Here is a 26104-nt window from a genome sequence, read left to right as displayed (position 1 = left end):
AAATGGGTTTAGATAAAATATATGATAGTATTTGCGTTAAAGTTACATGTAAAGCGTTAAATGGCTCAGGTGTAATCGTTGGCGCCATCTCAGACGGCATTACATATGTGATTACTGCAAAGCATTGTTTAATAGGAACCAAGAGTAACCCTCAAAACATTATTAAAGATGATATTAAGATAACAAGAAATGAATCATATGGCAAAATTGAAGAACTCACCGTTATGAAATATTATTTACATCCCGACGAGAATGTGGATTTAGCAGTAATCGAGATAGAGCAACTACCTTTGTTTAAGTCGCCCGAGATTGCTGTAGCAAAATATAATCATAAAGTTACAATGTGTGGATATCCTGATGAGTTGAGCAAGTACTTAGATAACCCGAAGGAAAAACTATTTGGAATAATAACAAATACTACTGGTAGGATAGAATTTAGAATTGACCCATTGTTGACAATGGAAAAAGGTGATAAGAATTATCTACATGCTTTTTCCGGTTCCGGATTGTTCATAGAATCTGATCAAGGTCATTTGTCATTGGTTGGAATTTTCATAGAGGTTAAACATATAGAAGTTGCTTACCGCACACTAATATCCGAGTCAATAGAAAAAATAAATCAACTACTCGAAATAGTTGAATCCCCATTACTTCATGAACCTATAAACCATGCTGCAGAATGGTTTCATCGCGAAATAGAATACCCAACTAAACCAGCAGTTTTTGACAATCAAGTCAATACACTTTCACTCTCATATCAGAGTTCTGCTCTTGATATCCAAGAGGACATAGGAAAAGTCTATGAGGAACAGTTAGAAAGGTTTGTCCGTCAACGAAGGATAGGTGACCGGAAAGGCGCCATGGAAGAATTGAGAAAGATTTTAATAAAAACCGAAAGAATGCCAGTCAATGTCGCAGCACAATTTTATTTAAAAGCGGCTCTATGGGGAATGGAGGATTCAACTTATTCTAAGGAGATCGAAGAATATCATCGGAAAGCGAAGTTTCTTGACCCATTAATTGACGATAGGATATTTCAAGCAAATAAATTAAGCTTGGAGGATGATTACGAGCAAGCTATTAAAGTATTACAACCATTGGATGGGGAAGCTGTTCTAATTTCAGCATTTAACATTTTTTTGAAAAACGATAAAGGAGCTGAGGTTGAGAAACTATTATTGGAATCAAAAGTGAAACTGACTCCTTTAATTCATCAGGCTTTAGCCCGTTGTTTCTTACAGGCAGGATCGTACGAGAGAGCTACTCGGGAAATAGAAAAAGCTATGAACCAGGACGAGTACATGCCAGTCCACTATTTGATAGCTGGTTATATTAAATATTGGCAGGGGATTCCAAGTGACCTTCAGTCTAATCGTTTCCAAATTTTTCCTCCTCTTTGGGTAGATGATATTATTCCGACTGCTGAACAACTGAAACACCTGGAAAGCGCAATTGATTTTTTTAAGATAGCAAAAAATCGAGCGAACTTGCTAGGAGCAACTGAGCTCGAACATTCATGCAGATTGGCTATTTTCTTGACCTACGCGCTACTTCCAAAACATAAAGCCTGGGCTGATAAAGAAGCTCTTAGCATTCTAAAGGAAGACCCCGGTAATCTATTTGCATTTTCCTATTCTATTTATAATGATCTAGTTTTAAATGAAACAGAACATGTACAGCCGATAATCAATGCTATTCAGAGAAATGAAGCGAATGTTCTTTTAATTAAATCATTGATATTGTATTACTTAAATACGAAAAAATTTGAAAGCGCTTTGGAACTTATTGAGGATTACAAGATTGAATTTATTCAAAACGATATGTCAAGTGAATGGTCGTATCTGATGGCGCAATACCTGTCTTCAGTCGGAGAACAAGAAACTCTTGAATCATTTTTATTTAACAATGATGGTATAAGTGATAGTGATAAGACAATTATGCGGTTATGTATGCTACATAACAATAAAATTGAGACGATTCATACGGCTAAAAAGGTAGTAGAACTTCGTGGTAAAAGAATAGATTATTACAATTTGGCCAGACTTCTCTATCAGAATAATGAGTGGGGAGAACTCATTGATACTACGAAAAAGTGGATAGAAACATACCCCGATGTAAGAGCAGTTGAGTTACTGGCCGAAGCACAATCTAGGATTCAAGATTTTACGGGTTGCTTAGAAACGCTAGAAAATTATCTGCAAATCTTCCCAGACTATGAGTTGAGTTACCATTCGAAAAGTATGAAAATACAGGCGTTGCAAAATCTAGGACAGCTCGAGGCTGCTATAGAAGAAGCAGATAACCTTTGGACACATGCACCTGATGAAGAGTTGTTAATGACCCGTTCGTTTTTATACCAGAGTTTGGGTGACATTGTAAAGGTTATAACGATTTTAAAAGAGGGAATATATGATGGAATTGATTCTAAAGAGGTTTATTTTTATCTTACAAAAATGCTGGTGCCCACTTTCCCTGATGAAGCATATCGTTATGCAATCGAGGCAATGGAGAAATATAAAAATGAAGAAACTTACCTTCATGCTATCTCCATTGGTTTTGCAACATCTCATGACAACGAAGCCGGTGAACTGCTGAGTAAATTTCAAGTGCTTTTTCCAGAGAGTACACAACTTAAGCTAGTGAGTGTGCCAGATCTTCTTAAAATGAGCGATGCACACCATGAGAGGTATAGGGCAAATCATGAATTATATGCTGCCGGAAAAATCCCAATTCAACTTTTGCTCGTATCTGAGAACTCAGCTTATGGTGCTTGGTTTTATAATCTTTGGCAAACGAATAAAGATCTTGATCAACCAATTAAATACACATTCCCCCTACTATTCGGTGGGCGAGGACACGAAACATTAAAAAATTATCAGGGAGACTGTATTACTCTAGAGTACTCTGCATGTTTGACAGCACATATGCTTGACTTATTTCCAATATTAATAGAAAGGTTTTCGCGGATCCTTATTTCACCAAATTTGATTAATTGTATTCATTCTGATCTTGGAAAGATGAGAAGTCATCAACCATCTGTTAACTACGCTCGTCAGAAGTTGAGACGAAAGCTTGAGCGTATACAAGTACAAGAGATAGTACTTCCTGAAATTGTTGAGAAAACAGATGATGTCGTAATTCAGGATGCACGCGAATGGGAAGCTGCATTAGAACATAATGCCTATATTGTAACAAATCAGTTTGCAACGGATTTACTGCATGAAGACAAGCAAGTGCCAGATGAGCTTCAAAAATTACAAGTAAAGATACACGAAGTATTATTGTCACTTATCAGTATAGGTGATCTTTCAGAAGAAGCTTTAAATGGTACTCAATTTGAAGGTCTTACAGGTCGGCAAGAAGTGGTTAACAAGTTAATTGAGGCTAGCAATCCATTGTTGGTGGATGAAGTTTGCTTAGATGTCTTAGCAAAACACGATTGGCTCGAAATTGTAACTAGCCATTTCACGATCCTTATTCCAACAGATGTCAAAAAGAGTTTGCAGATGCAGCAAGAGTTAGAAGAGAGACGTGAAGAGTCGATTCGCTGGTTAGAAGGGCTTCTTCGAATATTACGGGATCTAGCTGATGAGGAAGTAATTGAATTCCTTCCAAAAGCACCGATCGAAAACGATGAAGCAACTCCTATTATGTTACAAATAGTGGATTTGTTAAATCAAACCTATGATGCCGCGGCCGCAGTTTGGATCGATGATCGACACCTAAATAGCTACGTATTTACAGGTCAACAATCACAAATAGTGTCAATAATTGATATTATTGAGCATCTCTATGAAAAAAAGTTTCTTACTACACCTATGTACATTGGTAAACTTAATAAACTATATCAAAGTCAAGTACAATTTCATGTGCCGCCCGCAGCATATGTAGTACAGTTGCTAAGACAATCAAGAGTCGATACACATGGAAATATTCTAGAAACAAAACAACTTAAATCTTTACGCTACGCATTATCGGCGGCACTTTCAAAAAAATCATTGCTTGGGAAAGAAAGCCTACATAATAAACCATCTTCAGAAATACGATTGTATCTTGCACAATTAAATAAAATGATCAATAACGCATTACGTGAGATTTGGCAAAATGATCAGAGTGATGAGCTATGGTCAATTTCCGCTTCAAATTGGTTATTTACTCATGCCCATACTCTCCCATATGATGTCACAGGTCTACCAGAGAACGAGAATGAAGAGTTTCTTGTTCAGCAAGCAGCTTTCTTTCAAAGTATGTTGGTCTATCATGCACTTACGTTTTCTGGAAACAATGCGGCTCTTTATCAACAACGTTATCTAAATTGGTTATTTCCTGTTCTAAGGCAGGGCTGGGAGTCTATCCCTAACAGTTATAAGTTGTTTTTGGACAGAATCGTTAGTATCTTCCAAGATGTACCGGTAGATGAAACACAAAATTTAAATAACGACCAGTTAGAAATTTATGAATACGTATATCTGATGAGATTACAATCCTTGCTTTTTAATTTTCCTGAGGATGTCTTTGGAGATGTTTTAGACAAGTTGGACACTCATTGGATTGAAAAAATAGGTATTAAGTACAAAAAGACTATACGAATACAAAGCTTGGAACTAGAAATTGAACATGATGTTTGGAAACAATGGATTCAGCATGCGATTGATAGAGGTAATGAAAATACATACAGAGAAATTTATCAAGGATATGAGTTTGAAATCTTATGGCATTCTCAGCAAGGAATTATTAATCAATCACTCGAGGTTAGATGGAAAAAGGAATCAGATAGAAACTTTACGCGGGTTAACATTTTAGTTCCTTTTGCACAACTTGAGCACGGTGATGAATCACAAAGATTACATTGGCTAGACTTAGCAAAAAAATACCTTAGAATCACTAATGATGAATTGAGTCGTTACCAATCATCTTCGACATTTAATTCTGAATTAGAAGAGCGTTTGATGCAATCGCCAATTTATTTTTTTGAACGAGTCAAATTCAATTTAGAAGCTTCACGCAATAAATTACCAACTGAAGAAGATCTATTTCCAAGCCAAGTTGATATTTTTTTAACTTGGTTACACCCCCCAAAAGATCATACGGACGAGGAACAATGGTTAAATATCTGTATCTCTTTACTCGCAAAATACGATTTAAAAGAAGTTTTATCGTTGATCAGTTCTATACCGATTAGTGGAGAATGTGGATTTGTAGGTTTGATGAAAAAGTTAATTAGGCAAGGGGAATTTGAAGAAGAACAGGTGCGGTTATGGTGTATTGAAAATGCATTGAAAACTTTTAATCCTATTCAAAAACAACAAATTCTTCGTTATCTATTGCAATGCTCAAATGGAAGCAATGATCTGGAACAAATCAATTTATTGCATGTCATTTTTACAGATTTACTAGAGTACGAGGAGAGTGATCAGAAACGTGCACACCAAGAAAAATACAACCTTTACTTAAGTTTATTGAAATACGCAGATAGTATCATGGTTACTTCCGAGAACTATACTTTTTACTCTGAAATTACAAGGATCATCTGGTCTTACTTATACGCTGGCCAAATGTTACAAGTATTCGAAGAATCCAATTTACCAGTTACAATTCCTGCATTTAGTAATGCTATGGAAGAGTACGCAGAGAAAAAATTGAATCAACCTATACTGCGAGATGTCTTTACAAAACCTATTGAATGTGCTCATCCCCAGGCGGTGTCTATTTGGAGATTAGTTGTAGGGGGGGCAGTAGAAATATTAACAACAAATATTTTGCCAAAAGACTTGGAGAATATGCTTTTACCGAGTTTACAAAAGTTGTTGTTACATTGCATTAACTTTAAGTTAACTATACCAGGGGCTCATGAAGTATTCTTCACCTTTTACAATTGTAAAGATTCGTTAATAAGTGGGTTTAATCAAAACAACGTGATGAGACTTTTACATCTAGTGAAAAAATGGGATGCAGAACAGGATTTGTCTGAGTTCGAGTTTGAACCCGTTTCTTTTGCTAACATGGCACTACAAAATATTCTTAGTGATAATGAATTGACAAAAGAATCCCTTGGATATCTTTCATTACTTTCTCAGCAACCGTTACATACAGGAATGCTACAAGTTGTTGCAGAAATACTTAATAAGTTCCGAATTACTCCTGATCAGCGCGGAGATTCACTGTATCAGAGAGCAGCTATTCTCTCAAATCTTATTAAAGCGTTACCTCCTGTGGAAAAAAACAACTTCACGGAGGTATATCGAGATGATTTAATTAGTCTTCTTCATTTGCATGAGGAAGAATGGCAAGTTTCAATAGAAATACTTGCTACTCTTGCAACGTCAGATGATGTGAATGAAGCATGTCACAAGTTCCTGGATTTATTGGAAACTGTATTAACAAAAGTGAAAAAACTAAATACAAATATTTATACAAAACAAGTAATCGACACTCTATTGCAGCAAATGCCATTAATTTTTAGAGGTCGTCTTAAAAACTTACAAAGAGAACTTTCATAATAAGGACTTGTTTTATTGTATGTGTAAATTAATGAACTATTTAAATTGGTTAAATGAGTCAAGATAACCGGGTAAAAAATTGAAAAAGATCAAAACAAGATTAAAATATGAAGAATAATTGCGCCGTGGCTAATGCTACGGCTTTTATACTTGAAGAAGCCAAAATGAAAGATGAAAAAATACAGAATGTGAAACAAGTCGTAGAAGTGGTTATTACATAATATACAGACTATTGAAGATTGATTTATATATATATCTTTAAATACATATAAATAACGATAAAAAGCAGCAATATACGACTTTTTTTAAAAAATAGTCTTGATAAAGGAGATCGGGTATCATTCTAGCCGCCTGCCCCGTTGCCAAGCAATACGGCGTATCCACAGCTGAACGTTTGGGTGAAGCGCTTAAGAAGTGTCCTGAGCTGATCGTGATGCGTCCGCACATGCAGCATTATATTGATGTTTCGCTGCAGATTACCAAGATTTACGAAGAGTTTACCGATCTTGTTGAAATTTTCAGTATTGACGAGCAGTTTCTTGATGTTACAGCGAGTTTATCTATGTTCGGAGATCCGATCACGATTGCGAAAACCATTCAGCTAAAGGTGTTCAGTCAAACGGGGGTAAAGGTTCGCATAGGGATTAGTTCTAATAAAATACTTGCGAAGATCGCGACCGATATTTGGGCTAAAAAGAATGAAAGTGGCATTTTCACGCTGCACCCATCAGACGTGGAGAAATACTTGTGGGAGCAGCCTGTAAGTAAAATGTTTGGTGTCGGTTCTCGAATGACCGCCCATTTTGCCAAGCTAGGTATGTATTTGATTGGCGATGTGGCGAGAACGCCGCTGCCGCAGCTCAAGAATAAATTCCGCGCACGCTTCGGCAAGCAGTCGGACATTCACGCCGAAGTCATGTGGCGAACAGCGAACGGGCTGGATGATAGTCCGGTCACGCCGGGTACGTTTGATACGCCTCCGAAGTCCGTAGGCCATATGATGACTTTGCCGAGGGACTACGCGGACTCCTCTGAAGTAGATACCATCCTGCTCGAGCTTACGGAAGAGGTGTGCCGCGACTGTAGGCGCAAAGGCTATATGGCTTCAATTGTTACCGTAAGCTGTATGTGCAGTCCTTTCGACGCCCCGACGGGCTTTTCGCGTCAAATGAAGATGCCTGATCCTACGAATCATACAAGTACGGTGTTTCAAGCTGTGAAAAAGCTTTTCTACAAGTTCTGGGACACCATGCCGGTACGTCGAGCTGGTGTCATGCTGAGCCAGTTAGTAGATGATGATACCTACCAGCTTACCCTCTTCGAGGATCAGATCAAGGCGCGAGCGCTTGAAAAAGTGACGGACAGCATCAAGGACCGATTCGGCAACGCGGCGATTGTTCGTGCTTCCTCGCTCACAACAGCCGGCCAAGCGCAGAACAGGGCGCTCAAAATCGGAGGGCATTATAAATGAGCAAAAAATTGGAAAAAAACGGCCTATGGGAATCCAGCAGGATGATGCTGCCTCAGCATCGAGAGGCTTTTCAGAACCAGCGCAGTGATAGACCTGCTCCGGCCAACCGTCCCACAGCGGAAGACATTGGGGTTATGCGAGATTATGTCTTGCTGCCGCTCATGCACGGGATGATCAAGAAAAAAGCCAGTGAAATCGAGAGATCCTCCGAAACGCTCCGAATGCTTTATGCCCGAGTCGCTCATGCGCTTGCTGCGCATATACAAGCCGACTTAAGCGAAGTTAAAACCAAGATGATGCAGCGAAGCATTCAATTATTTGAAGAGGAAAAGAATGACCGCGCCATTCACTACCGTTATGTATGTCGTGGGCATGAAGATGCGCTTATCATAGCTAAAGATTACATGCGTGCTGAAATTAGCGTGCGAACAGCACGGTACATTGATCATCTGGTAGCAAGTGTGTATAACGCTCCGAAAGTTGATGAACAGAAAGCGTAGAACGAGAGAAGCTCGAAATAATAGCAAGACCAAGACAGTAAGCCCGATGGAGAAATCTCCCTCGGGCTTACGCGAATTGACGTGAGTAATTCTTTTTCTCATAATGGAGGAAGAGTGTTGCGGAACTAATAGAGTGGGAGAACCATGCGAAGGAGAAGATGGGCACAGATGTGCGGACGCTATACGATCACCGTGACGTTAGAGGAGCTTATGCTTCATTATGATATTTATTATAAATATCCTGGAAGATACAGCCCAAAATATAATGTAGCACCGGGACAGCAAATCATGGCGATCGTCCATGACGGGGAGAAGAATAAGCTCGGCGAGCTGCGCTGGGGGCTCGTTCCAGAGTGGGCGAAGGACGAGAAGCTAGGCTACCAGATGCTCAATGCACGAGCTGAGACGCTCGCGGACAAACCTGCCTTCCGCAAGCCGTTTGAGCGTAAGCGCTGCCTGATTCCGGCGGACTCCTTCTATGACTGGAAAGGGACAGGTAAGCATAAGCAGCCGATGCGTATTATGCTGCGCAGCAAAGGCATCTTTAGTATGGCAGGGCTGTACGACACGTGGACATCTCCGGATGGCACGCGCATTTCTACCTGCACCGTCGTTACAACGGAAGCGAACGAACTGATGGCGGATATTCATGAGCGTATGCCGGTCATTTTGCCGAGGGAGATGGAGGCGGTTTGGTTGGATCGCAGCATTACAAACACCGACACGCTACGGCCATTATTGCAACCGTATCCGGCGGATCAAATGTTTGCTTACCCCGTATCGAGTCGAGTGGGCAATGTACGTAACGACGATGAGCTGTGTATAGAGCCGTTAAGCCTGCTCATATAGAAGAGCTGGCTTGGAGAACAGAATGGGAGAGTTACAACATGAAAGCACGTATGGCAATAAGCATCACACTTATATTCATTATTGTCTTTGGTATGAATGGCTACATTGGTTGGCACTGCCTAGTCTTTCTATCGGACCAACTAGGTTCTTGGTTTCATCCTGGGCTATATTGGATTGTCTTCTGGATTGTCGCCTTATCGTATTTGTTAGCATGGGTATGCTCGCGGGTGCTGCCTGCCGGCGTGTCCCGACTATTGAAAATTATCGGCTCATACTGGTTTGCCATCATGCAATTTGGTATTCTGCTGCTGCCGTTGACTGATTTGGCGATAGGCGTGTTCCATCTGGCATCTGTTCCTTCAAATACATACGTTCCTATTCTTGGTTGGATAAATGTAGGGATTATACTCATCGCTATGATTCGTGGTTCTTATAATGCACGGAGCCCTGTTATACGCAGATATGACATTACGGTTCCCAAAAAAGCGGGAGACTGGGAGCAGCTTCGCATCGCAGTAGCCTCCGACATCCATCTGGGCTCAATTGTCGGAAACCGCCATCTGCGTAAGCTTGTAGAGCAAGTCAATGGCTTAAAACCGGACTTGATTCTTTTGCCGGGGGATGTCATTGACGATGATATTAAGCCATTTATCCGTTACAATATGGGTAAAACAATGCGAGAACTTCAGGCTCCACTAGGGATTTACGCTGTGCTCGGTAATCATGAATACATTGGCGGACATATTCCTGCCTTCGTGGACCAAATGAATCAGATCGGCATTCGTGTGCTCATGGACGAAACCGTTCATATCAAAGAACGGCTGTTCATCGTTGGGAGAAAAGACAAAGCGGCCGAGCGAACGCACGATGGACGTAAGGCGCTGGCTACATTGCTGGAGGGCAAAGATCCCAGACAACCTATAATCGTGATGGACCATCAACCCTACCACCTAGACAAAGCAGCCGATGCTGGTGCAGATGTGATGCTATCAGGTCATACACATAGAGGCCAAATGGCGCCTAATCACCTTATAACAAGAAGGCTCTTTGAGCTGGATTGGGGCTACTTGCGCAAAGGTAACCTTCATGCTATCGTTTCCTCAGGTTTTGGTACGTGGGGACCGCCCATTCGTCTAGGCAGCCGCTCAGAAATTATTGAACTCACCATTCATTTTAAAAGTAACGAGAGAGAAGAGGGTTAAGCAGCATGCAAGAGGCAGAAAAAAAACAAATTACACCCATAGAACTAGCTGCAGCAATGATGCAGTTTACAATGAAAAGCATAGAAAATAGCTGGGATACAGTCAAACCGGTCGTTGCGGCCTACCTAAAAGAGCCCATATTATCCGAGTCTAAAGAAGACGATTTATTGAGGGAGATATATATAGCAGCCTTAGCGTTGGAAATTTACTGCATTCCCCATGCTTTCGATGCAGACGTTGCACGTCTCGTCAGCTTAGGGATGGGGGAAGTGATGGGTTCAGACAACTTGTCTGAGCATCACTTATCGGAATCCATCAGTCAGCACTATCTTCCGCGTTTGGAAGCAGTCGACGCAGCTGCTCCCACAGACCTGGCGCTAGCACTTGTCGAAGAAGCTGCGGCAATCCTCTACGATCGACTCGAGCTTCCACTCAAGCCAGCCGATCGGGTAAACAGCCTGTTGTGGGTCAAGCTATTTCCCTTTCTTGTCCAGCTCGTTGGGAAATGGCCGATCCTTTTTACTAAATTCGAAGTTAAGCAAAGTCCTCTGAGATAGAAATAGCAGAAACGTAATAAAGGAATCAACATGCTCAAATTCTACGGAAATATGGTCTCCTCTTGACTTAAAGGTAATAATTACGAATAATAGAAGAGGAATCAATTATGAGCAGGTTAGAAGCTTTTGCTATCATACTGCTTGGCGGAGGTAGAGATGAGTATGGCAGCACACAAAAGAGTTACCGTGTATGTATTATCCGGGTTCCTCGGAAGCGGCAAAACCACCTTATTAACGAAGGCAATTGATCATTTTACCGAAGCGGGGCGTAAACCCGCGGTTATCATGAACGAGATTGGTGAGGTTAACCTAGATGGGCAGTTAATTGCCAATGAAGTACCGATGTCCGAGCTGCTGGGCGGCTGCATTTGTTGTTCGAGCCGGGGTGATCTTGCGACGGCACTCAAAGAACTTGTAACTGAGGAGCAGCCTGACCTGATTTTCATAGAATCGACGGGTATCGCTAATCCAATGGAAATCATTGATGAAGTAACTGATGCTTCGCTTATACTCCCGGTGGAGCTCAAAGCCGTCATCACCGTAGTGGATGCACCGCAATTGCTGGAGCTAAGTCGGACAAGTCGAGGCAAGACCTACCGGCTTATGCAGGAACAAATCCGTTGCGCGAACTTACTTTTACTGAACAAGGCAGACCTGTTACAGGAAGCGGCGCTTCAGGAAGTAGATGCTCTTGTACGCGAATGGAATCCATATGCATCTGTACACTACACCGTGTTCAGCCAAATCGACATGAGACTCATCGAAATGCTGGAAGAAGAGCAAGGGCAGAAACAGCATCTTAACGCAAAACATAATGACACTAATAATAACGTGCAGCACAATGCCAACCATCATTATGAAGACCATATTGAAGACCAGTATGACGCCCATAATGACGCCGACCGTGATCATGACGTCCATCACGCCACCTATTCGTCTGAGGATCATGAGCTTCATGAATCTCGCGATAATTTGCATCATGATCATGGCCATGATCATACGCACGACAGTCACCATCATCATTCTCATAATCATGTGATGGCGTATACGCACTTTTTTGAGCGGGCAGTAGATAGCAACGCATTCGAAGAATTTGTCAGTAAGCTACCGCAAGAGGTTTACCGTGCTAAAGGAATTCTCAGTTTTTCCGATACCTCAAGCCGGTTCTTATTCCAGTACGCCTACAGAGAAATGGATTTCGTCAAAATCACTCCCAAAGGCGATGTGCCGGACGTTGCTGTGTTTATAGGAGAGAACTTCTCTAAAGACGCAGTCCGAACAGAATTGCTCAAACTGGAATCCCTTTCCGAAATAGCTGCGAAATAAGCAATTCAATGCCAAAAGAGTCCCAGCGACCAAGCTGAGGATTCTTTTTTATGATTTAGTAACATGTTGGTTGGATAGGTCCTAGGGGGTGCTGTAGCCAATATCCCTATGGCTCATATCAGGGGAGCGGAGTGATTAGGGTTACTTGTTATGTGGGTCGTACCTAGGGACTATGATCACTATCCCCTTGGCTCAGGTGTTGAAGGAAATGATAGTAAGGGGACTTATGGAAAGTAAGGAGAGTAAATAAGAGTAGATAAGAGAGTAAGAGAAGAGAAGAGAAAAGAAAAGAAGATAAGATAAGATAAGATAAGATAAGATAAGATAAGATAAGATAAGATAAAATAAAATAAGACAAGGCAAGACAGTGATTAGAACCGTTAGTTAAAATTATTTGAGTCAATCCTTTAAGTGAACAATATGAGTACTATCCCAGTACCTCTCAACTACTATGTATGCGCGCTATCCCCACTATCCCTTTGACTCAGGTTACAGTAATAACTAAAAACTTCCATCCGTATTCTGATTTTGTATATCACCAAAAAAGCCTAGTGAACATTACCTCAAATAGCTTGGGGGTTCGTACAAAACCAATTACCTTACAAGATAGGATGCTTAAGGATACATTGTTATACTCTTATTAGGCGCACATGGGTGTGTTTTGGGGGTTGAAATAGCTTAACTTGGCATGAGGAGCTGTACATAAGTGGGTCAAATGCTGAAAGACGGGTGCTTCGTGTAAAGTGAGATTTTTCCTATAGCAAAACTCATCTAGGTAATGTTGTAGATACTTTTGACCAATGCCATGGAAAGTGTTGTTAATAGATTTACCGGCTTGTGCAGCGAATGCAAGGAGGGCGCGGAATTTCTTTGAACTAAACCGTCCAGTAATAAATTCGATGCTGCTTGTTTGTGATTCGATATGTTGTTGGGTGAAATCCAATGTTGCGGCTCGTTGAAAAAGCTTTTCTTTTACATGTATTTTAGGGACAAGTTTGAGTTTGATGTAGGAAGGTTCACCCTGAATGTTGAGGGAGGAGCCTGCTAGAAGATAGTGTTCCTGTGGATGGTTGCGGAAGTAAGGATTATACGGTTTCCCGTAGACAGCTGAATTTACTTGGACGATACCCGAGAGTAGAGTGCCTTGGTCGGCTGTACTTATGGCGTGACGAATTTTGTGGAGGATGAGCCAAGCTGTTTTGTAGGTGACACTAATAATCTTGGAGAGCGCAACAGCATTCGTGCCCTGTTCCGTCCGTGATATCAGAAAAATAGCTGTAAGCCATTTATGTAAAGAAGTGCGACTGCCTGCCATTATAGTACCAGCTGTAAGGGATGTTTGGTGATGGCATTGAAGACATTGATAAAGAGGGAGCCGGCGTGTATTGGTTATATAGGCATGCGAATGCCCACATTGAGGACGGACAAGAAAAACCAGAGGGCCATTTCGTCGAGAAAAAGTAATCTCTACAGGCCTCTTCAGTAGGAAATTGCTGCTGAAATTGCTCCAGGGTGCTTGGTAAATGATAGTTTGTTCCCATTAAGACACCTCAATCCAATTAAATGCGGAACATTTGTTCTTATTTCATTATATCGAATATTTGTTCTTATATCAAGTCTAATTCATAGTCTGGAGATTTAAATGAAAGTCTCAGAAAAGGGCGTTTAATCTTAGGGTTTGGGTATTTGATCGATATGAGGATTATGGTTCGTGGAAAGATTTGTTTTTAAAGAATACAAGGTGTGCGGGGATTAAAATAATATTTCAAAGTATGAGAGTCATAAATTCGATCGGATCTGAGCAGCGATTTTTTTAAGACAAAGAATTCGGTGGATATATAAACATAATGAGTGGTGGGGATAGTGTCTATATATGAGTTTAAAGTTGATGTAAAGTTGAAGTTGTTTCCTTTTTGTGGAAAAAATCGTGAGGAGTGGGGCTGGAACTGGAGCAGGAACTGGAGCATGAACTGGAGCATGAACTTTGAATCTTAATAGGACAACCGCATGATGAAGAAAAACCGTCAAGGATCATGAAGAGTGGTCCTGACGGTTTTTGGGTTTGGTTAACGTTTGTTGTGCTGACTAGTTAAGCTCTTTGAGCGGTTCGAAGTTTGGGTATATATACGGTGAGTCGGGGGCTGCGGTTTTTTCGATTTGGGTTGCTTTTATGGTGAAGATTTCGTTTCCGTTGTAGGTGCCGTTTTGGATGGTGCCTGTGACTTTTACCCACATGTCTTTGGGGTAGCTTTGAGCGGTCGGGAAGTCAATCATGACTCCGTAAGGGGTAGCATCAGCGGAACAGCAGCTTACAGCAAAGCGTCCGACGACGAATTGGCTTTTGGACATGTTCTCTTCGCGGTAGACGAAGCCGGTGAGCTCGATTTTTTTGCCTATGAAGTTGTTTTTGAAAAGGTCTATGGACGAAAGGATTTCCATGTATATTTCTGGTTTTACGACGATGGTGTCTTTTTTGTAGAGGATCATGCCGATTTTGGAAAAATCTTCATCCCACTCGTTATCGGCGTGGAACATCTTTTGGAGTTCGGCATCGGATTTAGCGATTGCTGGAGTCTCGGTACTAGAAGCAGGAGCAGGGCTCAAAGTTGTGCTAGAGTTCGCAGATGGAACTGTTGTTGGACTTGGAGCGGCAGCAGTTGCCTGGTTGGACACTTTCACACCTGTTGAGGAGCCATTATCGTTGATTAGGTCTGCATTTTGTTTGGCTATACTAGATTTTGCAGCAGAGAGATTCATCCCTTTGGCAGCTACCATAGCACTACTTAAGGCGGTATTAGGCAGCAGAAAGCCGATTAACAACGGCAGAATGAGCAGTCCGTAAGCAACTGTATTGCGCAAGGTTGAGCGAGAAACCGGTTGTTCACATTCGCAGGCAACTGGTTTGCCCCAGTAAGCACGAAGTGCCATATAGCCTTGAAAGCAGGCGATGATGTAAAGGATAACGGAGGCGATTTTGACATAAATCATCATACGCGGAGCTATGTAGTATTGAAGGGCATCTGTCTTGGTGAGTATCACGATATAGCTGGAAAAACCAAGCAAAATTAATGTGCGAAAGAAATAATGAAAGCTTATTAACCGGACTTCACTCATGTCAATTCCTCCTAGATTGTATGACCTTAAAAGTTAGAAAAGCGTTCCAAAAGCAGTGAACAAGCCAGCACGGTGATAACAATTAATGCCGAAAGCATGAGTACGAATTTGGATTTGAAAACGGAAAGCATCATAAGTGTGCTTTTGAAATCAAGCATAGGGCCGAGAACCAAGAAAGTAAGCAGTGAACCAGACGTAAATGACGTTTGAAAAGAGGAAGCGACAAAAGCGTCTGATGTGGAACATAGTGAAAGAATATAGGCGAAGCCTATCATAAACAAATGGGAACTGATAGGGCCCTGACCAATGGCAAGCAGGCTTTCGCGCTGCATAAAAACTTGAATCAGTGCGGTGAGCAGGGAGCCAAAGACGAGATATTTACCCATTTCGAAAAACTCATCAGAAGCATGAACGAAAAATGTATTTAACTTACTGGATATGCCACTACCCTGATGCTGATGACCCTCCAACGCTTCTTGACTGGAAAAGTTGGCGCGGCTTATACGCAGCGGATTGCTTTTGATAAAACGGTAGAGGATCAGTCCGATTATTATAGCAACAGCAAAAGCCAGCCCCATTCGGGAATATGCGATTGCGGGGTGATTTCGGAAAGCCATGAAAGTAGCCGCGAAGACAATAGGGTTAATGATGGGTCCGGTTACGATGAAAACGACTGCGATATAGACGGGCATTCCTTTGAGTATTAGTCTTCGAACGACAGGAATCATGCCGCATTCGCACATTGGGAATAGGATGCCTAAAACGCAGGCGAACAGGATGCCAAGAATAGGGTTCTTGGGAATGAAACGGCGTATGGTTTGCTCGGATACGAACGTTTGGAGCAAGGAAGAAAGCAATACACCTAGTAAAATGAAGGGAATAGCTTCTAATAGGATGCTGATGAACATGGTTTTGAAAGCTTGAATGCGTTCTGTTGTTAGCAGGGACAGTGTAGGCGTGTCGTTGTTTAAAAGGATAAGCACAATTAAAAGGAAACAGATGGCGGCGATAATATGCATGCTCGCTCGAAACACAGTAGTGGGCATTGACGAAGACTCCTTAATCATAATTATTACTATTGTAACCTATGATGAATGAAAGGGGAATAGGACAACTTTGTTAAGGACGAGATGTTCGTCTACTTGACGCAAGAGGTCCATTTGCTGCACTATGTTAATAGAACAATTTATGACAGAGGGGTAATGCAAGTGGGCACTCATACGCATACGATTGACGAGATGCTAAGGGCTATGGCTCAGCAAGGATGGAGAATTACAGAGCAGCGCAGGAGCTTGGCAACGTTATTCGCTGAATCCGGAAGTTATTTGTCGCCAAAAGACGTTTATGAATACATGAAAGTTAAATATCCTGGTGTGAGTTTTGATACTGTCTACCGAAATCTTCGATTGTTGAGTGAGATGGGTGTTCTGGAGCAGTTTCACTTGGCGGATGGTTTGAAATTCAAGGCGAGTTGTTTATCCCATCATCATCACCATATGATCTGTATCAATTGTGAAAAGACGGTCACCTTCGAGTTCTGTCCGATGAAGCTTGTAAAGGATTTGCCGGAGAGTTTTGAAATTCAAAGCCATCGTTTTGAGATATTTGGATATTGCTCAGATTGTAAGTCGGGCATCTCTCCCTCTTCTGAGCTGCACTAAAAAAGTCGGGAAAAGTAAAAGCAGTCTGCTTGAGGTGAACTCAGCGGAACTGCTTTTTTGGTATGCATTGCTTTTATAGTTGAAATTCTGTTAATCGCTTTTGCCAGTCATCTTCGAGAGTTTTCGCATCCAGATCCATACCTATGAGGACGAGATAAGGCGTTCCTTGGAAAGTGGTCTGCTGCCAGTTCGTGCGTCTGCCTGCGAATTGCATAACAAAGGATTCGTGCTTAGCGCCAATAATCAAATAACCTTTCGCGCGAAGCAGTGTGGAGCCCCATTTTGCTAAATAACGTTCCACAAAGCGTTGTGACAAAGCGAGGTCATCATCCATAGGGATTGTAATTGTCTGAATACGTGAGAACGATGGGGTATGTTTGGATGTCTCGCTTGGCGGCTGTGCAGTTTTAATAGCTTTAACTTGAAACTTTTTGTTGAAACTTGTAGAGACGTTGGATTGCGATTCTTGTGGACTGAGAGTGCCAAAAATAAGCTCTAAATCAAATTGACTATGTGCGGTTGGCAGTATTAAAGAACGCTCATTGAATTTGCGAATTGTTTTTTCGATGGACCTCTGTTGTTTATCAGAGATTAAGTCGATTTTGTTCAGAATAAGAAGATCCGCAACTTCCATCTGTCTACGAAGTGTATGGACAAGCTCTCGGTCCGAAGCGAAAATACTGTTATATTCAAGTACGTATTCGGCATCAAGTATGGTGATGACTTTAAGTAGTTTCACATGAGGAAGTAGTTTAGGTTCGGTCAATGCATCGACGATTTCCTCTGGGTTGGCAACACCGGTTAATTCAATGAGAATGACGTCAGGCTTGCGCGCTAACAGTTGTTTAATGGAATCACTAATATCACTTTTTTTACTGCAACAGATGCAGCCATCGAGCAGTTTGGCCATGTTGACATCGGGTGAGGCTTCTTGGAGGAGATGACCGTCTACATCTTGTTTCCCAAGCTCATTCATAAGAACAGCAGGGTTGAGGTTAAAGGAGGCAGCTTCTTGAAGCATGCGGATGAGCAGTGTTGTTTTGCCGCTGCCTAGAAATCCACTCAGTACGATAACGGGAACTTTGCTCAAAACAAGGACTCCTTCATCATGGGATTAAAAAGTAATTATTACGAATTGAATTGTAGTATAAAAAAGAGCAGGCTGCAAGATGGTTATAATAATTTTCTCCCTTGAGTGCTCAAGGGGCTATGTTACAATATAGCTATCTTGAAGAACTCGGAGGTACCCTTTGACGATGAAGTATGTAGCCTAACTTTTTCTGCTAAAACGAAATTGTTCGTTGATAGGCAGACTCTACGATTGTGCAGGTAGAGCGAGTGGGATACGTATGTCTAAAGGGGCTGACTCCTTCAGGGGTTGCTGTTTTTTGCATACCAAAATCATGACTTGTTCTTCCTGACCGTAGGCGATTGCTTGCGGTTTTTTGTATTTGAATTTAAAGGAGGAAATGAGTCTATGACTTTACTAATAAAAGCAATGAATGTGATGAAGGAATTTGCGGGGAAACCACTTTTTGAACAAGTGGAGTTGGAAGTGAATGCTGGGGAGCGGATCGCGATCTATGGCCGCAATGGCATAGGAAAGACGACGCTGCTTCGCCTGTTGGCAGGCACGCTGGAGCTGGATGAAGGCAGCGTGGAACGCAGGCTGCCGCTCGATCAGTGGGGATGGATGGGGCAGCAGACAGAGGCTGATGAGGCGGTGAATACACACGCCTATGTCGAGGGAGGCTGCCCAGAGCACTGCGCTGCGAAGCGTCGCCTGAAGGAGCTGGAGGCGCGGATGCAGGACGCGGATGCTCCTTGCATGGAGAGCCTGCTAGCCGACTATCAGGAGGCAGCAGAGCGATACATGGGGCTGGATGGCTACCACTGGGAAATCCAAGTGGAGCGCAAGCTGCTGCAGCTCGGACTCGGCCGCGAGTTGTGGAATCAGCCGCTCGGCCAGCTAAGCGGCGGGCAGAAGACGCGCGCCCAGTTGGCGGGTCTGATGGTGCGTGAGCCGCAGCTGCTGCTGCTCGACGAGCCCACCAACCACCTCGACGCGGCGTCGCTCGAATGGCTCGAAGTGTGGCTTCGAGCCTATCCGGGCACCGTCGTGTTCGTCTCCCACGATCGCCATTTCATGGATCGTGTGGCGACCTGCCTGGTCGAGCTGACGCCGACAGGCAGTCGAAAATACCGAGGCGGGTATACAGAGTATACACGCCAAAAAGAGCTCGAGCTGCGTACGCAGGAGCAACTCTATCGCAAGCAGCAGCTTCTACGAGAGCAGCTGGAGGAGAGCATTCGCACGTATCGGCAGTGGTTCCATCAGGGCGAGAAAAATGCCCGGATAGCTGAGGTGCCGATACAACGCGGATACTTTCAGGGTCGAGCCGGCGCACATGTCTCGCGGATGAACGCGAAGATGAAGGAGCTGGAGCGCCTAGAGGGCGACCGCGTAGAGAAGCCGAGGGAAGCGGCGCACCTGAAGGTGAAGCTGAGTGCGAGCGACTTCGCTTCACGCTCGCTTGTGCGCTTGGAGCGGGCCGCGTTCCGCTACGGCGAACGCGAGTTGTTCGCTGAGCTGAGCCTCAGCGTAGACCGCGGCGACCGTTTGGCCGTGCTCGGCCCCAATGGCTCAGGCAAAACGACGCTGCTCAAGCTCCTCGTCGGTGAACTGCAGCCCGCTGCCGGCAAGGTGCGGCAGCACCCGCAGACGTCGATCGGCTACTTTTCGCAGGAGCTAAGGGCTCTCGATGACGGCATGACACTGCTAGACAGCCTGCTGGCGCTGCCTGCCATGACGCAGACCCAAGCCCGTACGATTCTGGGCTGCTTTCTCTTCTCAGGCGAAGAGGTGCGCAAGCGCATCGGTGATTTAAGCATGGGCGAGCGCTGCAGGCTCGCTTTCCTCAAGCTTTACTTCAGCGGCGCGAACTTGCTGGTGCTGGATGAGCCGACGAATTATTTGGATATTGATTCGCGGGAGAGGATTGAACAGGCGCTGCTCCGCTATCCCGGCGCCATGGTCATCGTCTCGCATGACCGCTTCTTCCTTCGTAAGCTGGCGACGAAGCTATTGTGGCTGAGCGCGGAGCGCAGCCCAATCGCTTTCTCTGGCACTTACGATGAGTATGCGGAGGCGAGCTTGGCGAGTGAGAGCTCGCCGGAGCTGCTGGCGCGAGCCAACGAAAGGCGCCAGCTGGAGTTAACGCTGGCGCAGCTGATGAGCGAGGGGGCGTGGAGCCCAGAGAACGCCCCCTTGCAGCTTCAGATCATCCGAGACATCAAGTCGAGGCTCTCGGAGCTGCAAGAATAAGCTGACAAAAAGAATAAGCCGGGTGCGCACCTCAGGATGCGCTTTCCGGCTTATTTGCTTTTTGCGACATGGAGCAGCTCAGGTACGGTTACAAATGTGTAACCGGCTGCTTTGAGTTTACTGATTAACGGTCCGATGGCTTGTACCGTCCCCGACAAATCCTGGCTATCAGCACCTCCGGAGTGCTGAAGGATGATAGAACCAGGCTTCGTTTGCTGCATGATATTATTCAGCACTTGATCGGAGTTCAGCGATTTCCAGTCGAGGGAATCGACATTCCAATTCACGATCAAATAATGGTGGTCAGCGATCCATCTGACCTGCTCCTCGTTAATCGCGCCGTACGGCGGGCGGATTAGCTTAGGTGCGTAGCCGATTAAGCCTTGCAGTACGCTCTCCGTGCTGATAATCTGACTTTGGAATTTGTCCACCGTTAGCTTCGGCAGGTTCGCATGACTGTAAGAATGATTCCCAATGACATGGCCTTCTTTGACAATCCGCCTAATGATATCAGGATGAGCGTTAGCTTGAGCACCAAGTACGAAAAAGGTCGCTTTAACTTGGCTCGCTTTAAGGGCATCAAGCACTTTTGGAGTAAATCGGGTGTCAGGCCCATCATCGAAGGTTAGCGCCACTTTCTTTTCCTGAGCAGAGCCGCGCAGCTTAAAGGTATCCGGATATTTCACAACCAGTTGAGAGAGTGTAAGCTTTTTCTGAGAAATTCTAGCTTGACCTTGATTTTTTTGAACAGGAACAGAAGGCTTCTTTGAAGCTTCTGGTTGTACCGCTGCTTTCTTGGGGCTAGCTTTGGGCGATGGTCTGGTCGTTATAACTGTAGATGTTGCTTCAGGTTGAATGGAAGTCGTGGGTATCCCAGCAGGGGGTGGACTATTCATGCTCCTCGGACTCGCAAGGGGCTCTGTATCAATTTCGTCGTTGCTGGAACTAGAATCTGTTGTTAAATCTTGTTCTTCTACATGAGAATTTTGTGTAGAGCGTTGATCGTAATAAGGCTTGTTTTTTGACACACCGCAGCCTGTTGCTAACAAGCCTACGATGGCGATGGACCAAAGCCATTTGGTCATTGCAATCCCCTCCGAGCAATATGAATATGCTCTAGCTTTTGTTAATAAGGGACATCCTATCCAGTGAAAATAACGGAATCAACAGCCCCTACGGCCGGCAAGAAATATCCCGTACGCTGTGGCTGCAGCAATGGACATGAACTATTTTGGATCATGGACCGTCATTACATATACCCAAAGCAGTATTAGCGGCAAGAAAGGAGAGGAATGAATTCATGACAGCCTTGATAAACAACAAAAAATTAGTTGTACTGCTGGTTTTTCTGCTGTGCGCAGGCTGTTTTCATGAAGAGACCTCAACTCCGTCTCCCAAACTAATGACTTCTCCAAATCAAAAACGTGACAATGGCTTTTCGATCGTTGCAGGTGAGAAAATTGGTATTCAAGATCAAGTAGTTCAACCTATACACTTAACACCAACCAAAGCAATCTCATTCGTGGATGAGCTTCATGGTTATGGTGTCTCTTCGGGCACCCTTGATCTTCAATTCTTGAAATCCAGCGACGGTGGGATGACCTGGCGGGCTCTGAGTAGATTGCCTCAAACAATCATGGCGAGCGCGATTTCTTTTTTTGATTATCAAACGGGTTGGCTGCTTACCAGTGAATCTTCTGACGAAAAATCAGAACTTAGATTAACCTTAGACGGTGGTCAAACGTGGGAGGTTATCGCACAGGACTTACCTGGATTAGAGACTAGAGGAGAAGAGCTGTTTTTTCGCTTTTTTGACCGACATCAAGGGTTGATTGCGTTCCAGAGTGGTAAGGACATGATACTCCTTCGCACACAAGATGGGGGCTTGACTTGGTCTGCATCAAGCCGTATCTCAATGCCGACAGAAAAGGAGGGCTTGTTTACGTTCCGTTCAGCCATCGAGGGTTGGTTTATTGGGCCCAGTAAGAAGGATAAAGAAGTGTCGATACTATATCACATGACAGACGGGGAGACATGGCAAGAAACAGGCAGGCTGCCGAGTTTCCTTGCCCCACAGGCCATTTCTTTTACAGATCAACAAAATGGGTTCATTCTCTTGTATGCGAATCCACAAAGTAGTGAGAAAACATGGCAATTCCTTCGGACATTTGATGGAGGCAAAACGTGGAGACAACACGAATTTCCTAGCACATTCCAGCCGCTAGCTGCGAGTTTACACCTAAGTTTTCCTACAGCAACTAGTGGCTGGCTTTTGGATGCTAGAGATTTGTGGCAAACGACAGACGGGGGTTTGAACTGGCGCTTACTAACGCCATAAACCTCTTATATGATTTTTTGATAGGTAACGATATCGAGAAATTGGCCCCATTTAAAGCCAACCTCACGGAAATGGGCGCATTGTGTATAGCCATTTTTCGTAAACATATGAATACTAGGTTTATTATCCGCGCAAATGGTGGAGATTAGAGCATGAAAGCCGCGCTCTTTAGCGACCGCTTCAATGTACTGTATGGCTGCCGAGCCCAATCCTTTGCCCGTGCATTCCGGATGCAAGTAGATCGTCACTTCCCCGGTGGTATCATAGGCTTGCTTTTTCTTGTGCGGCATGACTTGTACATATCCTTGAAGGTTCCCATCCCATGTTATCACATAAGTTTGGTAACGCGGGTTTGGATGAATAACACTCTCCGTAAATTCTGATATCTCTACAGGCTCCGTGTGAAAAGAAACAGTCGTATGCATGACAAAATGATTGTAAATATCCATCAGAAGGGAAATATCAGACTCTTCTAATTCTTTAAATGACAGGGTAGACATGGTGTAAGCTCCTCGCTGTGAGATTTAGACAACACATTCAAATATGTTCCACGGAAGAAGCTAAAATCCTTTTTAAAAGGACAATTCGAAATAGACATCTAGCCATATTCCATGTATCTTAGATATATTGTCTTACTATTAATAAAAGATAAAGTTGAACCATCGGAAATAGGGGGAGTCACATGTCAGGTAATTCAAGTTACATTCTCGTGATCGTCATTGGCGTAATCGTGCTCGCTGGTCTTACATTTATGAATCTTCGCAAAATAAGTAGATCTACTGCGGATCTGACCCAGCTCAAAAGAAGAACGCTTCTCTGGAGCGAAATATCACTTGCGCTTTTTGTTCTGCAATTTTTCTTCCGTGATCGTGAAGGAGGGTTCCTGCTGTTCTTTGGAATTCTCACCCTATTTACAGGAGCGCATTATCTCGGTGTATTGTATTATTCACGCAAAAGAAGCAACTAAAGGCGAAGAAGCTCTCCTCAGTAGTTCTACTACGAAAGGAAAGCTTCTATTTATGTTCCTGATTTTCTACAATTAAATGCATGCCTGTTATTCGTTCCAACTCGATGGCTGCGTTTTTGTCGGCGTCTTCCATTTTTGATACCATTTCTTCTTTTTCTTCTGCTCCATTAACGTTCTTAATTGCAGCATGACCAGCTTGGCCCTGTCTTCATCCGCATATTTGTTACGCAAACGCTCAAAAATTGTGTGATCTTGCATAGGATACCTTCTTTTCTGACTGTAAGATGAATGCGAAATAAAGAGAATGTATGTTCTTGTTTCTATCATATCACATGAAGTATGTAGGAGGGAATACAAGGTTTTAAAATCATTTACCCCAACGGGGTATTGAAATTAAATTTACTACTAATAAAAAATAGGTAGGTGCTTCCATGTCTCGGCAAAAGTGGTAAATGACGGTGTGGCATGTGAATAGGAATAAAATAATGAAGGAGACTATGTATGGATAGATCTTAGTATAGAATTTACTGGTTCTAAATGAAAAAAAGCCGCACTTAGCGGCTTTTTTTCATTTAATCGTTTTGAGTTGATATGAAATGAATGACTCCCACAAACACTAAAAAGATAACAAGGCCGATAATAGTCCACATCACAGCTTTTCCAAGGCTTTTAAATACTGATGAACTTGTGTTTGTGTTATCTTCACGCGATAAATCAATTTGAGGCTCATGAGTATCTTTCATTCGTTTATAAGTATCTAGTGAAACAACGTAGCTTCCGGCAGCAAAGTCGTGGAGTGTTCGTTTTTTGTAATTGAATAGAACGGAAAGACATTCGAAGAAAGTAATAACTCCAATAAAATTCCCGATTAATGAAAATTTTCCTTTATGTGTACTTAAGAAGTGACTAATATCATGAGAATTGACTTTTAAATCAATCCCTTCTTTTAGTTTAAGCACCACAATGATCGAATAAAGAAAAAAGAGCAGATATCTAATTGCTGCACTACCAATATGAAGAAAGTTTCCCTCTTTGTCTACAATTCTAGCTTTACTAAGTAATTTTCCTGGGGTACCACCAAACTTGACGGCCATGAACACATAAAAAGCACAAAACAGCAGCCAATAAATGATGAAAGGGAAGACTGAACCAATTTTTATTGATGTATTTAGTGAGAATCTGTACAACAAAATGGAAGGTATGCCAATGATTATCAGGTCCAAGATGTACATCAGGACTCGTTTCCAGAATCCTATGTATTGGATTTCATTTAGTGAAAGTTGATTATGGTTTTCCATAGGGAATGTATACCTCACTTTTTATTTGAGTAGTTATTGAATTGAAACGATGTTATGAAAGAAATAGCTAAATGTAAAGGTGTAGAAATAATAGGTCATAAGTATTTTTTCATTAAAAAAATTCATCCTTATATAGTAATGTCTTCCAATACTATAACATCGTCCTAGTTCTAAAGATACAAAATATGTCTATGTCGAAGCGTTGATTATTACTGCAAATTTCTTGAAGAACAGAATATAGAACATCAGTAGGGGAGTGCTTTCTGTCTACAACGAAGATAATTATGAATTATAAAACGTATTTTGAATGTGCCTAAATAAAAACCAAACGACTTTTACCTAAAAGTCGTTTGGTTTTTTATTTAAGCCTCTTCTCTATAGTGTCAACTGCTTTCTAGTCCCGTTCTCATACCAAGGGTTTTCGTTAAACTGTTTCATAAAATTATAACGGCGACCGCTTTGCGTGATCGCCTCATGGGAGAGGAGAGAAAGTGCTTTTCTAAGGGCTAGTCCCCAGTTTTTTTGTTTTAATAATAACTTTAATGCGGCACTTGAGCTGTACCTACAGCGAATGGGCAGATTGATAAAAAACTGTATCATGTCAGAATTCCTAGCATAGTATGTAGGAAGGTGGTGATGATAAATGACATTTACGCTTGCAGACTGGATGATCTACACCATGTGGGCCATATTTGGATTAATGATCATTGATTTTCTAATCGCCTTTTTCCAATCATTTTGGAAAGGCTCTTTTGATCCAACTTTTGTGTTAGGCTATTTGAAAGATGTCCTATATTATGTCCTGCCATTAGAGATTGTTTTATCCTTGATACCAACTGATCCTACGGGCTGGACTCTTGTGATTTTTTATTTCGTTGGAGGTATCGCTGTCATTCTCAAGTATATATTGGACATTAAAAGAAAATTTCAATAAACAAGACTGTGGCCTTCCTTCATGGGAGGCCTATGGTTTTCATAGAATAATACAAACCGTCT

At 42.7% G+C, this 26104-nt stretch carries 19 protein-coding genes and 1 pseudogene; 12 read left to right on the top strand and 8 right to left on the bottom strand.

The window, feature by feature from the left end; genetic code table 11:
- Positions 1-2 precede the first annotated feature (2 nt).
- The 7 genes and pseudogenes from QFZ77_RS25500 to QFZ77_RS25470 all read left to right on the top strand — a co-directional run bounded on the left by QFZ77_RS25500 (position 3) and on the right by QFZ77_RS25470 (position 12405).
- Positions 3-6500, top strand: a complete 6498-nt coding sequence (locus QFZ77_RS25500; RefSeq protein ID WP_307443600.1) for a serine protease — start codon at positions 3-5, stop codon at positions 6498-6500.
- A gap of 325 nt (positions 6501-6825) precedes the next feature.
- Positions 6826-7971 (top strand): annotated as a pseudogene (locus tag QFZ77_RS25495) (DNA polymerase IV); the annotation flags it as partial.
- Entirely contained in the window at positions 7968-8471 is a 504-nt protein-coding gene (locus tag QFZ77_RS25490) for a YhjD family protein (protein ID WP_307443599.1), read from the top strand. The pseudogene QFZ77_RS25495 and the gene QFZ77_RS25490, both read left to right, overlap by 4 nt.
- 168 nt (positions 8472-8639) lie before the next feature.
- Positions 8640-9320, top strand: coding sequence for an SOS response-associated peptidase (locus QFZ77_RS25485; RefSeq protein WP_307449848.1), 681 nt, complete (start codon positions 8640-8642; stop codon positions 9318-9320).
- A gap of 38 nt (positions 9321-9358) precedes the next feature.
- Positions 9359-10522, top strand: a complete 1164-nt coding sequence (locus tag QFZ77_RS25480) for a metallophosphoesterase (protein ID WP_307443597.1) — start codon at positions 9359-9361, stop codon at positions 10520-10522.
- A gap of 5 nt (positions 10523-10527) precedes the next feature.
- Complete coding sequence (locus QFZ77_RS25475; RefSeq protein WP_307443595.1) at positions 10528-11079, top strand: hypothetical protein; 552 nt, start codon at positions 10528-10530, stop codon at positions 11077-11079.
- A gap of 156 nt (positions 11080-11235) precedes the next feature.
- Positions 11236-12405, top strand: coding sequence for a CobW family GTP-binding protein (locus QFZ77_RS25470; RefSeq protein ID WP_307443593.1), 1170 nt, complete (start codon positions 11236-11238; stop codon positions 12403-12405).
- A 640-nt stretch (positions 12406-13045) separates the two neighbouring features.
- On the opposite strand, the gene QFZ77_RS25465 is transcribed toward QFZ77_RS25470, so the two are convergent.
- From QFZ77_RS25465 to QFZ77_RS25455, 3 genes are all read right to left on the bottom strand, one after another.
- Positions 13046-13720 (bottom strand): transposase, encoded by a 675-nt coding sequence (locus QFZ77_RS25465; RefSeq protein ID WP_307443592.1) that lies wholly within the window; start codon positions 13718-13720, stop codon positions 13046-13048.
- 770 nt (positions 13721-14490) lie between these two features.
- Positions 14491-15519: a TIGR03943 family putative permease subunit gene (locus QFZ77_RS25460; RefSeq protein WP_307443590.1), complete on the bottom strand. Its 1029-nt coding sequence runs from the start codon at positions 15517-15519 to the stop codon at positions 14491-14493.
- 26 nt (positions 15520-15545) lie between these two features.
- Positions 15546-16565: a permease gene (locus tag QFZ77_RS25455; protein ID WP_307443588.1), complete on the bottom strand. Its 1020-nt coding sequence runs from the start codon at positions 16563-16565 to the stop codon at positions 15546-15548.
- Positions 16566-16721: 156 nt separating this feature from the next.
- Here QFZ77_RS25455 and QFZ77_RS25450 point away from each other — a divergent pair, with 156 nt between their 5' ends.
- On the top strand, positions 16722-17180 hold the full coding sequence (locus QFZ77_RS25450; protein WP_307443586.1) for a Fur family transcriptional regulator: 459 nt from the start codon (positions 16722-16724) through the stop codon (positions 17178-17180).
- 73 nt (positions 17181-17253) lie between these two features.
- Here QFZ77_RS25450 and QFZ77_RS25445 read toward each other — a convergent pair whose 3' ends face one another.
- On the bottom strand, positions 17254-18270 hold the full coding sequence (locus QFZ77_RS25445; RefSeq protein ID WP_307443585.1) for a CobW family GTP-binding protein: 1017 nt from the start codon (positions 18268-18270) through the stop codon (positions 17254-17256).
- Positions 18271-18657: 387 nt separating this feature from the next.
- Here QFZ77_RS25445 and abc-f point away from each other — a divergent pair, with 387 nt between their 5' ends.
- Complete coding sequence (gene abc-f, locus QFZ77_RS25440; RefSeq protein WP_307443584.1) at positions 18658-20505, top strand: ribosomal protection-like ABC-F family protein; 1848 nt, start codon at positions 18658-18660, stop codon at positions 20503-20505.
- A 50-nt stretch (positions 20506-20555) separates the two neighbouring features.
- Here the strand turns inward: abc-f and QFZ77_RS25435 are convergent, their stop codons facing one another.
- Positions 20556-21590 (bottom strand): polysaccharide deacetylase family protein, encoded by a 1035-nt coding sequence (locus tag QFZ77_RS25435; protein ID WP_307443583.1) that lies wholly within the window; start codon positions 21588-21590, stop codon positions 20556-20558.
- Between the two features lie 215 nt (positions 21591-21805).
- Here QFZ77_RS25435 and QFZ77_RS25430 point away from each other — a divergent pair, with 215 nt between their 5' ends.
- Positions 21806-22843, top strand: coding sequence for a WD40/YVTN/BNR-like repeat-containing protein (locus QFZ77_RS25430; RefSeq protein WP_307443582.1), 1038 nt, complete (start codon positions 21806-21808; stop codon positions 22841-22843).
- A gap of 5 nt (positions 22844-22848) precedes the next feature.
- Here QFZ77_RS25430 and QFZ77_RS25425 read toward each other — a convergent pair whose 3' ends face one another.
- Positions 22849-23343 (bottom strand): GNAT family N-acetyltransferase, encoded by a 495-nt coding sequence (locus tag QFZ77_RS25425; RefSeq protein ID WP_307443580.1) that lies wholly within the window; start codon positions 23341-23343, stop codon positions 22849-22851.
- A 182-nt stretch (positions 23344-23525) separates the two neighbouring features.
- On the opposite strand from QFZ77_RS25425, the gene QFZ77_RS25420 reads away from it, so the two are divergent.
- On the top strand, positions 23526-23810 hold the full coding sequence (locus QFZ77_RS25420) for a hypothetical protein (protein WP_047672726.1): 285 nt from the start codon (positions 23526-23528) through the stop codon (positions 23808-23810).
- Between the two features lie 87 nt (positions 23811-23897).
- Here QFZ77_RS25420 and QFZ77_RS25415 read toward each other — a convergent pair whose 3' ends face one another.
- Together QFZ77_RS25415 and QFZ77_RS25410 are read right to left on the bottom strand one after the other, a co-directional pair.
- Positions 23898-24068: a hypothetical protein gene (locus QFZ77_RS25415; protein WP_157036524.1), complete on the bottom strand. Its 171-nt coding sequence runs from the start codon at positions 24066-24068 to the stop codon at positions 23898-23900.
- A gap of 314 nt (positions 24069-24382) precedes the next feature.
- Positions 24383-25108, bottom strand: a complete 726-nt coding sequence (locus QFZ77_RS25410; RefSeq protein ID WP_307443577.1) for an RDD family protein — start codon at positions 25106-25108, stop codon at positions 24383-24385.
- A 643-nt stretch (positions 25109-25751) separates the two neighbouring features.
- Between QFZ77_RS25410 and QFZ77_RS25405 the strand changes: the two genes are divergently transcribed.
- A complete protein-coding gene (locus tag QFZ77_RS25405) occupies positions 25752-26042 on the top strand; it encodes a hypothetical protein (RefSeq protein WP_307443575.1) in 291 nt (96 codons plus the stop codon).
- Positions 26043-26104 lie beyond the last annotated feature (62 nt).

It is taken from the genome of Paenibacillus sp. V4I3, from assembly GCF_030817215.1.
Lineage (GTDB): Bacteria > Bacillota > Bacilli > Paenibacillales > NBRC-103111 > Paenibacillus_E.
The sequence above is the reverse complement of the archived record's forward strand: the minus strand, read 5'-3'. Positions and strand labels throughout refer to the sequence as shown.

What these genes read in the sequence shown, in the direction of transcription:
- QFZ77_RS25410 (WP_307443577.1), bottom strand. Translation starts at nt 25,108, where the DNA reads ATGGAAAACCATAATCAACTTTCACTAAATGAAATCCAATACATAGGA.
- QFZ77_RS25455 (WP_307443588.1), bottom strand. Translation starts at nt 16,565, where the DNA reads ATGCCCACTACTGTGTTTCGAGCGAGCATGCATATTATCGCCGCCATC.
- abc-f (WP_307443584.1), top strand. Translation starts at nt 18,658, where the DNA reads ATGACTTTACTAATAAAAGCAATGAATGTGATGAAGGAATTTGCGGGG.
- QFZ77_RS25420 (WP_047672726.1), top strand. Translation starts at nt 23,526, where the DNA reads ATGTCAGGTAATTCAAGTTACATTCTCGTGATCGTCATTGGCGTAATC.
- QFZ77_RS25450 (WP_307443586.1), top strand. Translation starts at nt 16,722, where the DNA reads ATGCAAGTGGGCACTCATACGCATACGATTGACGAGATGCTAAGGGCT.
- QFZ77_RS25485 (WP_307449848.1), top strand. Translation starts at nt 8,640, where the DNA reads ATGTGCGGACGCTATACGATCACCGTGACGTTAGAGGAGCTTATGCTT.
- QFZ77_RS25490 (WP_307443599.1), top strand. Translation starts at nt 7,968, where the DNA reads ATGAGCAAAAAATTGGAAAAAAACGGCCTATGGGAATCCAGCAGGATG.
- QFZ77_RS25480 (WP_307443597.1), top strand. Translation starts at nt 9,359, where the DNA reads ATGAAAGCACGTATGGCAATAAGCATCACACTTATATTCATTATTGTC.
- QFZ77_RS25430 (WP_307443582.1), top strand. Translation starts at nt 21,806, where the DNA reads ATGACAGCCTTGATAAACAACAAAAAATTAGTTGTACTGCTGGTTTTT.
- QFZ77_RS25470 (WP_307443593.1), top strand. Translation starts at nt 11,236, where the DNA reads ATGAGTATGGCAGCACACAAAAGAGTTACCGTGTATGTATTATCCGGG.
- QFZ77_RS25500 (WP_307443600.1), top strand. Translation starts at nt 3, where the DNA reads ATGGGTTTAGATAAAATATATGATAGTATTTGCGTTAAAGTTACATGT.
- QFZ77_RS25415 (WP_157036524.1), bottom strand. Translation starts at nt 24,068, where the DNA reads ATGCAAGATCACACAATTTTTGAGCGTTTGCGTAACAAATATGCGGAT.
- QFZ77_RS25475 (WP_307443595.1), top strand. Translation starts at nt 10,528, where the DNA reads ATGCAAGAGGCAGAAAAAAAACAAATTACACCCATAGAACTAGCTGCA.
- QFZ77_RS25465 (WP_307443592.1), bottom strand. Translation starts at nt 13,720, where the DNA reads ATGGCAGGCAGTCGCACTTCTTTACATAAATGGCTTACAGCTATTTTT.
- QFZ77_RS25405 (WP_307443575.1), top strand. Translation starts at nt 25,752, where the DNA reads ATGACATTTACGCTTGCAGACTGGATGATCTACACCATGTGGGCCATA.
- QFZ77_RS25460 (WP_307443590.1), bottom strand. Translation starts at nt 15,519, where the DNA reads ATGAGTGAAGTCCGGTTAATAAGCTTTCATTATTTCTTTCGCACATTA.
- QFZ77_RS25425 (WP_307443580.1), bottom strand. Translation starts at nt 23,343, where the DNA reads ATGTCTACCCTGTCATTTAAAGAATTAGAAGAGTCTGATATTTCCCTT.
- QFZ77_RS25435 (WP_307443583.1), bottom strand. Translation starts at nt 21,590, where the DNA reads ATGACCAAATGGCTTTGGTCCATCGCCATCGTAGGCTTGTTAGCAACA.